The 11,548-nt window shown below is 62.6% G+C and carries 12 protein-coding genes; 3 read left to right on the top strand and 9 right to left on the bottom strand.

Annotated features, from left to right (window positions below):
• Positions 1-166: 166 nt before the first annotated feature.
• Positions 167-511 carry a low affinity iron permease family protein gene (locus tag A7X65_RS39560; protein WP_063694823.1) on the bottom strand — a complete coding sequence of 115 codons (345 nt, stop codon included), beginning with the start codon at positions 509-511 and terminating at the stop codon, positions 167-169.
• Between the two features lie 444 nt (positions 512-955).
• Complete coding sequence (fdhD, locus tag A7X65_RS39555) at positions 956-1,807, bottom strand: formate dehydrogenase accessory sulfurtransferase FdhD (RefSeq protein WP_063694822.1); 852 nt, start codon at positions 1,805-1,807, stop codon at positions 956-958.
• Between the two features lie 131 nt (positions 1,808-1,938).
• Here fdhD and A7X65_RS39550 point away from each other — a divergent pair, with 131 nt between their 5' ends.
• The 3 genes from A7X65_RS39550 to A7X65_RS39540 are packed head-to-tail and all read left to right on the top strand — an operon-like array spanning position 1,939 to position 5,833.
• Positions 1,939-4,260, top strand: a complete 2,322-nt coding sequence (locus tag A7X65_RS39550; protein WP_063694821.1) for an FdhF/YdeP family oxidoreductase — start codon at positions 1,939-1,941, stop codon at positions 4,258-4,260.
• A 43-nt stretch (positions 4,261-4,303) separates the two neighbouring features.
• Positions 4,304-4,912 (top strand): cysteine hydrolase family protein, encoded by a 609-nt coding sequence (locus A7X65_RS39545; protein ID WP_063694820.1) that lies wholly within the window; start codon positions 4,304-4,306, stop codon positions 4,910-4,912.
• A gap of 6 nt (positions 4,913-4,918) precedes the next feature.
• Positions 4,919-5,833: a c-type cytochrome gene (locus A7X65_RS39540; protein ID WP_063694819.1), complete on the top strand. Its 915-nt coding sequence runs from the start codon at positions 4,919-4,921 to the stop codon at positions 5,831-5,833.
• 7 nt (positions 5,834-5,840) lie between these two features.
• On the opposite strand, the gene A7X65_RS39535 is transcribed toward A7X65_RS39540, so the two are convergent.
• The 7 genes from A7X65_RS39535 to A7X65_RS39505 are packed head-to-tail and all read right to left on the bottom strand — an operon-like array spanning position 5,841 to position 11,528.
• Positions 5,841-6,251 (bottom strand): c-type cytochrome, encoded by a 411-nt coding sequence (locus A7X65_RS39535; protein ID WP_063694818.1) that lies wholly within the window; start codon positions 6,249-6,251, stop codon positions 5,841-5,843.
• Entirely contained in the window at positions 6,248-7,081 is an 834-nt protein-coding gene (locus A7X65_RS39530; protein ID WP_145660034.1) for a cytochrome c oxidase assembly protein, read from the bottom strand. The genes A7X65_RS39535 and A7X65_RS39530 overlap by 4 nt, the downstream gene beginning before the upstream one ends.
• A 23-nt stretch (positions 7,082-7,104) precedes the next feature.
• Positions 7,105-7,464: a hypothetical protein gene (locus tag A7X65_RS39525; protein WP_156528454.1), complete on the bottom strand. Its 360-nt coding sequence runs from the start codon at positions 7,462-7,464 to the stop codon at positions 7,105-7,107.
• Positions 7,446-8,048, bottom strand: a complete 603-nt coding sequence (locus A7X65_RS39520) for a cytochrome c oxidase subunit 3 (RefSeq protein ID WP_063694816.1) — start codon at positions 8,046-8,048, stop codon at positions 7,446-7,448. The genes A7X65_RS39525 and A7X65_RS39520 overlap by 19 nt, the downstream gene beginning before the upstream one ends.
• Complete coding sequence (gene ctaD, locus A7X65_RS39515) at positions 8,045-9,958, bottom strand: cytochrome c oxidase subunit I (protein WP_082885239.1); 1,914 nt, start codon at positions 9,956-9,958, stop codon at positions 8,045-8,047. Before ctaD ends, A7X65_RS39520 begins: the two co-directional genes overlap by 4 nt.
• Positions 9,955-10,965: a cytochrome c oxidase subunit II gene (gene coxB / locus A7X65_RS39510; RefSeq protein WP_430644010.1), complete on the bottom strand. Its 1,011-nt coding sequence runs from the start codon at positions 10,963-10,965 to the stop codon at positions 9,955-9,957. The genes ctaD and coxB overlap by 4 nt, the downstream gene beginning before the upstream one ends.
• A complete protein-coding gene (locus A7X65_RS39505) occupies positions 10,962-11,528 on the bottom strand; it encodes a c-type cytochrome (protein ID WP_063694815.1) in 567 nt (188 codons plus the stop codon). The genes coxB and A7X65_RS39505 overlap by 4 nt, the downstream gene beginning before the upstream one ends.
• Between the last annotated feature and the right edge of the window lie 20 nt (positions 11,529-11,548).

The following is an 11,548-nucleotide window of genomic DNA, read 5'->3' as shown; positions in this document are numbered from 1 at the left end:
AAGCTGGCCTGAAGACGTCCGCTATTGCCCGAAAGTTGAGAAGACCTGTGGGCTCTGTCCACTCCCGAAAATCCAAGCAGCGTCATGGGATTACGTCGTCGGCCGGGGATGTTCTGACCCGGTGACGCTGGCTGCGAGTTCTCGAGCATTCGATGACCCGATCAGCCTAATTTCGCGCGTGTTGAACATGCTCACGCTCGTGCTCAACCTCTTCGGCATCTCGATCATCTATGGTCATCAACGAGTGGTTGGCTGAGCTGTGCACCTTCAGCAGTTCGTCGAGTTTGGCGTGGAGAGCCTGCGTATCGCGATGCTCGGCGCGCTGAATGAGGAGGGTCATTCCCCAAGTCGCGAGCGTCGCCATCGAGTGCCACTCGAGGCCGTTCCCCAGAACGATCCGGCAGATCGCGTAGATCAGATAGAGGATGAATGCCGCGGGACGGGCCGTGGCAACGCCGAACTGTGTGAGCCAGCCTCTGACGTGGGTAACGGGGACGTGGGTAACGGGCATTCCCGCCAACGCCTGGGCAGCAGCCGTGTTCCGGACTGACGGATGCCGCCTGTCAGCCCGATCAGAAAAGTCTAGCTTGCCCCATCTTCCTTTCGTCCGCCTTTCCTCCGCCCGCAAGGACCGTCCCGAGCGGACAAGACCCACGCGCTAACGGCGTGGTTACGCGGCTTTCTGATTGACGCTCCGGAGCGCCATCGTATTGAGCTTCTCGTCGGTCGCCATTTCCTCCAGGCGAAATCGTCGCGGCCGAGCATCTATCTTTACCTATGCGATCAGCGTGCCGTCGCGGCTAATCTCGCAATGCTCTACGGCCTGACGGCGGCGATGAGCGCCACGTCGAAGGCCTACCGGTAACGCCCAGCAAAACAGCCGGCGCCAAGAACAGTTCCCACTCGACAATCGCGCGGCCGCAAATGTCGAGCTGTTCCTTCGCGACCGCTTTCTTTATGCCTCTTCGCGAGGGGACCCGTCATTTATGATTCGCGTCGGATGACTGAAGATCTCGAATTCGCTCCCTCGCGCGATACCAACGAGCGTGATACCGCTTGCTGCAGCCGTTCGTACGGCAAGTGCCGTAGGCGCTGACATGCCAACAATGACCCCAGCGCCTATCGCCGCCGTTTTCTGCACCATCTCGACAGATATCCTGCTGGTGAGGATTACGGCGCCCCCGAACCCGAATGTTCCGTCTGCCGCAAGCGCGCCGGCAAGTTTGTCGAGCGCGTTGTGGCGACCTACGTCCTCGCGCACCACCATGGACTTGTTGTCAGGCGTGAAAAAGCCCGCAGCATGCGTGGCGTGCGTCTGGTGATTTAGGGTTTGAGAATGCGTTAGGGTTGCGATCGCCTCGCCAATCTGTTGGGGCGTGAGGCCTGCCGAATGTCGGACAGGTCGTAGCAATCGCACGGCTTGGCGCAAACTGTCTATGCCGCACAGGCCGCAGCCGGTGGGTCCTACAAGCTGCCGCCGTCGCTCCTTCAGCCGGCGTCCTGGATCCCGTCGCAACCATAGGCGAAGTTCGATCCCGTCGGGTCCAGGAATGATGGTGAGTTCCTCGACTTCGCTGCTGTCATGAATAATTCCCTCGGTCAGGCTGAATCCCAGCGCGAGGTCAGTCAAATCAGCGGGAGTCGCCATCACGACGGCAACTGTCGTACCGTCGTAGACGAGTGCGACGGGACACTCCTCCGCGATGATGCGGACATCGCGCACACCGCGTGAGTTGTGCCGGGGTAGCGCGACCGAGGCCGGGGGGAGCGAGACGCGATCGCCTACTTCAAATTGAGAGCCGTGCATGGAGTCCCGTCCTAGGTTGAGGAATGACGCCCCAGCCGAAGCAACGTTCCTAATGCCGAGGAACTTGCGATGACAGCTTGGGTTTTGGGTGGAGGGGCTTGGGGTGGTGTTTGCGATTGAAGGGAAGCGTCATGCGGCGGAAAGCAAAGGTCGACAGCTATGATCGTCCGGCAGGAGGCTGGGGCTCGCTCAACGCCGTTGCTCATATCTTGACGCAGGAGGAAGTTGCGATCCTGGGCAGCGAGATCCTGCTCAGGCAGAATAAGCCCGACGGATTCATGTGCGTGAGCTGTTCCTGGGCCAAGCCGGCGAAGCCGCGTCCTTTTGAGTTCTGCGAGAACGGCGCGAAGGCAACCGCTTGGGAAGTGACGAGCAAGACCGTGACGCCGGAATTCTTTGCGCGGCATACGCTGGCCGATCTGAAAATCTGGTCGGACCATCAACTGGAGGAGCAGGGCCGCCTGACCACGCCAATGCGTTATGACAGGGGCAGAGACAAATACCTGCCGGTGGGTTGGGACGAAGCGTTCCAGGAAATCGGCGCCGAGTTGAACCGGCTAGATCCCCGTTCAGTCGTCATGTACACGTCCGGTCGCGCCTCGCTCGAAACCAGCTACATGTATCAATTGTTCGGCCGCATGTACGGCACCAACAACTTTCCCGACAGCTCGAACATGTGCCACGAGAGCACCTCGGTGGCGTTGCCGGAGGTGATTGGCGTTCCCGTCGGGACAGTGCTGCTGCAGGATTTCGACGCGACCGATTGCATCTTCTTCTTCGGGCACAACACGACGACGAATGCACCGCGCATGCTGCATCCGCTGCAGGAGGCGGCGCAGCGGGGCGTCCCGATCGTTACCTTCAATCCCTTGCGCGAGCGTGGCCTGGAGCGGTTCGTCAATCCACAAAGTCCGGTCCAGATGATCGCCGGCGGCACGCGTATCAGCTCGCAATATTACCAGGTGCGTCTTGGCGGCGACGCTGCCGCCATCACCGGGATCTGCAAATGGGTAATAGAGGCGGATGATCTCGCCCGCGAAAAAGGAACTGTGAGAGTGGTCGATGCCGCGTTTATCGAAAGGCATACTGCCGGCTTCGAGGAATTCGCCGCGTTCTGCCGAGCGCAGGACTGGGATGAGATTGAGCGGGCCTCGGGGCTCTCCAGGATGGCGCTGCGCGAGGCCGCCGACATCTACATGGCGTCCAACGCCGTGATCGCCAATTACGGCATGGGTATCACCCAACACAAGCACGGAGTCGAGACGACCAAGATGGTCGTCAACCTATTGCTGCTTCGCGGTAACATCGGCAAACCCGGTGCGGGAATTTCGCCGATCCGGGGCCATTCCAACGTGCAGGGCCAGCGCACGGTCGGGATCTCCGAGAAAACGAAGCTGGTGCCGCTCGATAAACTCGCCGACCTCTACGATTTCGAGCCGCCACGGTGGGACGGGGTATCCACCGTCGATGCATGCGAAGGTATCCTGAAAGGCAAAATTCGCGGCTTTGTCAGTCTCGGGGGCAACTTTCTGCGTGCGGTACCCGAGCGGTCGTTGATGGAGCCCGCATGGTCCGGCCTGCGTTTGTCGGTGCAGATCGCGACCAAGCTCAACCGGACCCATCTCGTGCCAGGCGAAGTCACTTATCTCTTGCCGTGCCTCGGCCGGATCGAGGTCGACCGGCAAGTTAGCGGCGAGCAATCCGTCTCCATGGAGGATTCGACGGCCTGCATCCACGGCTCGCGCGGTCAGCGCAAGCCCGTGGCCGAGCACCTTCTATCCGAGCCGGCGATCGTCGCCGCGCTGGCGAAGGCGACCTTGAAGCCAAATTCGAGAGTTGATTGGGACACGTGGGTCGGCGATTACTCGAAAGTCCGCGATGCGATTGAGCGCACCTATCCCGACCAGTTCAAGAATTTCAACCAGCGCATGTTCGAGCCGGGTGGTTTTCCGCGACCGCTCGCGGCGCGTGAACGAAGGTGGAAGACGCCAAACGGTAAGGCGAACTTCACCGTGCCTAAGTCAGCTTTTGCGCCGCCGCGCGAGAGCGACGGCATCTACGAGCTCATGACGATGCGCGCCGACGGACAATTCAACACCACGATCTACAACGAGGACGATCGCTTTCGTGGCGTCGAGGGCAGCCGCTATGTCCTCTTCATGAACCCTGCCGACATGGAGGATGACGGGCTGAAATCGGGTGACACGGTTACGCTGGTGACCGAGGCGGGAGATGGCATTGAGCGCAGCCTGAGCGAGCTCCAGGTCGTCCCCTACGGTATCCCGCGCAGAAGTATCGCGGGATACTATCCGGAGTGCAACGTGCTCGTTCCGCTCTGGCATTACGCGGAAGGCAGCAAGGTGCCCGCGGCCAAATCCATCCCGGTGCGCCTTTTCAAGGACGTCCCTCCCGAGATCATCGAGGGCGGGGAGACGTCGATTTCGGCAACATGACGCGCGCCATTCGTGACGTCCACAGAGTCAGGGTTGGAGGAAGATGAGAGACAGCGCCTCGGACATCGCTGAAATCAGGGACGCCGTTCATTTGTGCATCGACATGCAGAACATATTCGCGCCCGGCGGCCTTTGGGCGACGCCGTGGATGGAGCGGGTTCTGCCGACGATTGTCTCGATCGTTGCGCGCTCCCAGGCCAGAACGATGTTCACGCGCTTCATCACGCCGGAAGAGCCCGAAGATCGTCCGGGACAATGGCAAAGCTATTTCCAGCGTTGGTACCGAGCGACCCGAAGGCAGCTTCCGCCATCCGCGCTCGAGCTCGTGCCAGTCCTGAACCGGTTCGTGCCGCCGGCTCCCGTCATTGACAAGCCGGCCTATTCCGCATTCAGCAATCCTGGCCTTGCGAGGCTGCTCGTGGAAAAGAACGTCGGTACCGTCGTGGTCTCGGGTGCCGAGACCGACGTCTGCGTCCTCTCGACTGTCATGAGCGGGGTCGACCTCGGCTTTCGCGTCGTCATCGTCCAGGATGCGCTGTGCAGCTCGTCTGACGTCGGGCACGACGCGCTCATGACGATGTATCGCACGCGCTTTCACGGCCAGGTGGATTTGGTGACAGCCGAAGAGCTGGCGGAGTTTTGGCGGGAGTAGAACGGGATGCGCGGACGTCTCTTGCTGGTCGCGGTGATCCTGGCCGGCTGCACGGGGATCGCAGCGGTATGGTTCGTGACCGCGCCGCAACGCCTGACCGCAGCGGAAGCGGAGGCTGTATCCGACAGCGGCGACGCCGAGCGCGGCAAGCTCGTCTTCGCGGCCGGCGACTGCGCCTCCTGCCACGCCTCACCGGGCCAAGCCGACCGCCTGCGCCTCGGCGGCGGACTGGCCTTGGCCTCGCCTTACGGAACGTTTCGCGCGCCCAATATCTCGAGCGACCGCACCGACGGCATCGGCAACTGGACCGCGGGGGATCTCGCCAACGCCCTGCTGCGCGGCGTGTCTCCGGACGGAAGCCACTATTACCCGGTGTTCCCCTATCCAAGCTTCACGCATATGCGCCCTGAGGACGCAGTTGATCTCATGGCCTACTTGCGCACGCTGCCGGCGGTGGCGGGACGGCCTCCGGACCACGAGATCAATCCGCTGTTCAGGATTCGCCGCTTTGTCGCGTTCTGGAAGATGCTGTACTTCAAGCCGGGCCTGGTCGCGCCGGATCCGGCGCGAGATGAAAAATGGAATCGTGGCCGCTATCTGGCTGAGGGAGCCGGCCATTGCGCAGAATGCCATTCCTCCCGCGACATGCTGGGCGGGATCAAGGCGAGCACCCGTTATGCCGGCGGCCAGGACCCCGTCGGCACCGGCTTTTATCCCAACATCACGCCCGCGCGTCTCGGCGATTGGTCGGAGGCCCAATTGGCCTCGATGCTGAAGACGGGGATCACGCCAAATCACGGCCGCGTCGGCTCGTCAATGGCCGATGTCGTCACCAACCTGGCCATGCTACCCGAAAGTGATCGGGAGGCGATTGCCGTCTTCGTCAAATCCTTGCCGTCGCGGCCGACGCCCGGCCCGTGACGGAGCGTTATTGCGCGTAGAGATAGGCGGCGACGTCGCGTGCATCGGCCTCGGTGATGCCGGTCGCGGGCATCGCGGTGCGGGGCGAGAATACTTGCGGCTTCACAATCCACCGAACCAGATTGTCCGGTGAGTTGGTGGTAACGCCGGCGATGTAGACGCGCGCGCGGAGGCCGGTAAGCGAGCCACCGACCTGACCGTCGCCACCGGGGATGCCTGAGATGGTGTGGCACCCCGCGCAGCCATAGCGGCGGATCAGCGCCGGCGCGCGGGTGGGATCGCCACCGGTGATGGCGCGGGCGACGTCTTCCTTTTGCTGACGCTCGCTGCGCGCTAAGCCTGCTACAGCGGCTGCGATGACCAGGATGCCTGCCGTCGCTATCGCGAACGCTGTCCATCTAGAGAGCGTGAAGCTCATCGGCTCGCTCCCTGCGCTAGGCCGGCCCGCTTGATCCAAAGCGCGATCAGCGCGAGTGCGGCTCCGGCATAAATAGTTCCGGCCGGCACCCACATGATGATGCCGGCCAATTGCTGGTCTTCGAGCGGCGTCAAACCCCAAGCCGCCGCGGCGCCGACGTCCTGCCGGTAGAGAAGATGCGGAGCCAGTGCCATCAGCGCACCGAGGATGCTGGTGTGCAGCATGGTGACGAATACGTGCCAGGCCGCGCTGCCTGTGTCGCTACGCCGGAAGACCGACCACCAGAACAGGACGGCGCTCAGGAAGAAGCTCAGATGCTGCAACCGGTGCAGCAGGATATTGTCGACCGCTGCATCGAACAGCGCCGGCGTGTGCCAGGCCCAGATCGCGATCCCATGCAGCAGCGTCGCGTTGCGGCCAGCGCTCAGCAACGCCCACAGCCGGCTCGACAGACGATGCCGCATCGCCCGGCCGATCGCTCGCCGCGCCGCCTGCGGTAGGGCCCAGAGCAGTGGCCCGACCGGACGTCCGATCACGAGTAGCGGCGCCGCCACGGCCATCAGGATCTCGTGCTCGACCATGTGGAACGCAAGGAGGCGTTCACCAAGCCAGTGCAGCGGCGACATCAGTGCGCCGGCAAGAGTCAGCCAGCCCGCATCGCAGGCGATGTCTTGCCATAAGCGCTTGTGGCCCTTTGCCGCCAGCACCAGCCTTCCGACGCCGTAGAGGAGGCCAAACGCGACGAGCGGCAGCACGATCCACGGATCAAACGTCCAGTGCGGAACCGCAGCCTCCGGCGCCGCGCTGTGCGCGTGGATAGCATGCGGCATCGACGAGGCGATCGTGGCGAGGATTATTTTTCGCATCCGGTCAACACGATTGCTGCGACGCCCTGCATCAGCAGAGCGAATGTGAAGATGCTTGCGGAGAGCGCACCGACGGTGCGGCCGAGATCAGTATTGCCCTGCGCTGCATCGGAATCGCGGGTCGCGTTTCGTGCGGCGAGCCAGGAGACGAGCCCTGCTGCCATCGCGAGCGCCGCGCCGAAAAACGAGGTGATCGCGGACCAATGGAGCTGAGAGCCGCAGTCGGTATAAGGCAGGATCTGCCCGAGCTGCATGTTTACTGCCCAGATAAAGGCGGCGAACCAGAGGCCGGCCCAAATCGAAAGACGGGTGAGGAGCCTTGATGTGCTCATAGCCGTGCCAGCCAATAAATGCAGCCATAGATTGGAAGCCAGGTTGCCACGACAAAGTTCCAATACATGGCGTTGTCCTGGACGTCGCCGAATCTGCGGAGGTTCAGGCCGTGGCGCGTGAACATCAGCACCGCTAATACCAGCGTGTCGACGACGTCGGTGATGATGTGAGTGGTGTGCAGGCCGAGCAGCGTCCACACGACGGAGCCGTAAGCGTTGCTGTCCCAACTCACCTTCAGGGCCGGAAACTCGAAGATGCGCACGATCAGCGGGATAATCCCAAGGATCGACATGATCACGATCCCGACCCGTACTTTGCGCAAGTCCTGCTGCTCGGCCCAGCGCGAGAGCAGGATGTTGGGCACGAGACTGATTTCAAGGATCAACGTCATCAGTGTGCCCGGAAGCAGATCGGGGGGCGGCGCATTGATCGGCCAGACCGTCGCGAGGTTCATCAGGTAGAGATAGACAGCGATCGCGAGCGCAAAGCCCGTACCTTCGATCAGCATGAAAGCGAGCGTGCCCCACCAGGTTACGCTCGCCGCTCCCATTCCGTGCAGCGGCAATCGGCCAAGACCCAGTACGATCCTTTCCCTCATGACTCGTCCTCTGGCGTGCCCTTCGGCCAGAACCACCCGATCAGGGCGACAGCGACGGGGATCGAACCCCAGATCACGGCCCAAGGCGAGAAGATCGACCAGATCAGCATGATCGTGGTTGCGATTGCCGCCCACAGCGGCCAGATCGAATTCCGCGGCGAAGCTTCGCGCGCCTGCGGTTCGGCGCCGGCCAACGTGGTCACGACCAGCTCGCGGCGGTCGGTGCGTAGTCCAGCGGCGACGGGAAGCGTCTCGCGATCGTCCCACAGAGGATGCAGGCTGCTAACGACCGGGATCATTGCGAAATTATAGCTGGGAGGAGGCGACGTCGAGGCCCATTCCAGCGTCGGCGCGTCCCAGGGATTGTCCGGTGCGACCTCGCCGAAATGCGCGCTCCGGATCGCGTTGATGAAGAACAGCAGGAAGCCGGCGATGAGAATCACCGCGCTGAGGCTGATGAAAAGGTTGAGGCCGTGCCAAGGCAGATCGGGTTGGTAAGTGTAGATCCGGCGCGGCATGCCCTCCAGCCCGAGGATGTGCATCGGAAAGAACGTCGCGTTGAAGCCGACGATGATGAGCCAGAACGACCACTGCCCGAGTCTTTCACTCATCATGCGTCCTGTCAGCTTTGGAAACCAATAGTGGACAGCGCCAAGCAGGGGAAACACGGCACCACCGATCAGCACGTAGTGGAAATGTGCGACCACGAAATAGGTGTCATGTACCTGGGTATCGAAAGGCACCGATGCGACCATCACCCCGGTCAGCCCGCCGATGACGAAGGTGACGACGAAGCCGATGATGAACAGGAGCGGCGTCTTGAACACCGGCCGGCCGTCCCATAGGGTGGCCAGCCAGCAGAAGATCTGGATGCCTGCAGGGACCGCGATAGCCATGCTGGATGCGGTGAAGAAGCTGTCGCCGAGTCGCGGCAGACCTGCCACGAACATGTGGTGCACCCACAGACCGAAGGCGAGGATGCCGGTCGCGATCAGCGCCATCACGAGGCCGAGATAGCCGAAGGCCGGTCGCCGCGCAAAGGGCTCGATCATGGTCGAGACCATGCCGGCGGCGGGCAGGAAGATGATGTAGACCTCAGGATGGCCGAAGAACCAGAACAGATGCTGCCACAGCAGCGCGTCGCCGCCTTCGGCCGGATTGAAAAAGTGCGTGCCGACGAGACGGTCGAGGATCAAGCTGGTGCTCGCGATCATGATTGCCGGCATCGCCATGATCACCAGAAACGACGTCACCAGCATGGCCCACACGAACACCGGGATGCGGTCGAGCGTCATGCCGGGCGCGCGCTGCTTGAAGATAGTGACGACCAACTCCACCGCAACCGCCAGCGCGGAAAGCTCAGTGAAGGTGATCATCTGCGCCCAGATGTCGGCGCGCTTGCCGGCGCCGTATTGCGGACCGGAGAGCGGCACATAGGCGAACCAGCCGACGTCGGGCCCCATGTCGAGCGCGAAAGCGGTCCAGAGCAGCACACCGCCGGCGAGATAGATCCAGTAGGAGAAGGCATTCAAGCGCGGGAAGGCGATGTTGCGGGTGCCGACCATCAGCGGCACCAGATAGACCGCCACGGCCTCCATCACTGGGACCGCGAACAGGAACATCATATTCGCACCGTGCATCGTGAAGATCTGGTTGTAGCGGTCCGGACCGAACAGACGCGCCTCCGGCTGGGCGAGCTGGATTCGCATCAGGGCGGCGAGCACGCCGCCGATGGCGAGGAAGACGAAAGCGGTGAAGATATAGCGGCGACCGATGATCTTGTGGTCGACAGTGACGAGCGCGCCCCAGAACCCGACCGGCGTCTTCCAGGTTTCCGCCAGCACACTCGGCAGGCGCGTGCGCTCGATATCGGCGTCGCGCGTATCAGGCGCTGTCGGAGGGCCGTTCATTTCAGGCTCGCGAGATAAGCGGACACCGCGCGCAACTCCTCGGGTGTAAGCGGCACTAGTGGCATGTTGTTGCCTGGCTTGATGGTCTGGGGATCGGCGATCCAGGCTGCGAGCGAGCCGCGCGTGGTCTCGAACAGGCCGGCCGCGATGGCGCGGCGGCCACCGACATGGGTGAGATCAGGTCCCGTGGTGCCCGCGGCTGCGGTGCCGCGCACGGTGTGGCAGGCGGCACAGGGCTTTGCCAGGAATGTCTGCAATCCGGAGGCAGCTTCTTCTTCGGCTGGTTGCGTCGCCGCCTGCCGCTGAGCGTTCGCCCATTTATCGAAATCGTCTTGCGGCTCGGCGATCACCAGCAGCGCCATATGGGCGTGCTGCATGCCGCAGAACTCGGCGCATTGACCGCGATAGACGCCGGCGCGTTCGGCGCGGATGGTGAGCTCGTTGGGACGGCCTGGAACGAGATCCTGCTTGCCAGCGAGGCTAGGGACCCAGAACGAATGGATCACGTCGAGACCTTCGAGCTTCAGGCGCACATTGCGGCCGACGGGAATGTGGATCTCGTTGGCGGTCTCGAATCGTTGGGACGGATCGGGGCCGACATATTCGAGGCCCCACCACCATTGCAACCCGCGCACCCGGATGGTCAGATCGTCCTGACCGGCGACATTGAGCGCGCGGGTCGCAATGAAGCTCATGACGGTGAAGGTGCCGATGATAAGCACGGTGGCGACGACGGCGCCCATGATGGCCACGGTCATGCGTCGCTCACGCGTCGGTTCGGGCGCCTGCGCCTGCGCATCGCGTCTGCGCCACAAAGCAACGATCAAAGCGATCATCACCAGCATCCAGACTACGGAGCAGACCGCGACTATCAGGATGATCAGCTGCTTCAAGCCGATCGCTGCGGTGCCGTAGACATCGAGCGCGGATTGCCAATTGCCGCCACAGGCGGCCAAGGGAGCGGCGAGCAGGGGGCCCGAACCGGCTTTGCACGCGCCGCGGATCACGGTGTCGGTCCCTGGTCGGAGTGCACGGGCGAGGGGCCTTCATCGAACAGCAGCTTGGCCGGCGCACGGTTTTCGGCCGGCCGCGTCTGCTTGTCGTCGTTGCGGCTCGGTGCGGCAGTCTTCCCTTCATAGGCGCCGATGGTCTGCACATAGCCGGCGAGTTGCCAGATCTGATCCGTGGTCATCTGTTTGCCAAACGCAGGCATACCGTGCGGCCGCCCGTCTCGGATCGAGGCGAAGATGGAAACGAGCTCGGGTCCGTAATACCACCAGCCATCGAGGAAGCCGGGTCCGCTGCCGCCCTGGCCGTCGGCGTGGCAGCGCTTGCAGCCGAACCACGAGTACAGTCGCTTGCCCTGGCTGAGATTATAGGCGTTGGTTTCATAGGGTTTGCCGAGCTTGAAATAGACCTCCGGCGGCGTACCCCCGATGCGGTTCTGCATGAGGGCAATTTTGTCGAGCGCCTCGGCGACCGGGGGATCGAGCCGCAACTGTCGCTCCTCCCGCTGGCATCCCGCCAAAGCGGTCACAAGACCAAGGAGGACTCCAACAATCCTATGCATCTGTTCGTTTGAATTAAGAA

This window comes from Bradyrhizobium stylosanthis (assembly GCF_001641335.1).
In the GTDB taxonomy this organism is placed as follows: Bacteria; Pseudomonadota; Alphaproteobacteria; order Rhizobiales; family Xanthobacteraceae; genus Bradyrhizobium; species Bradyrhizobium stylosanthis.
The sequence above is the reverse complement of the archived record's forward strand: the minus strand, read 5'-3'. Positions and strand labels throughout refer to the sequence as shown.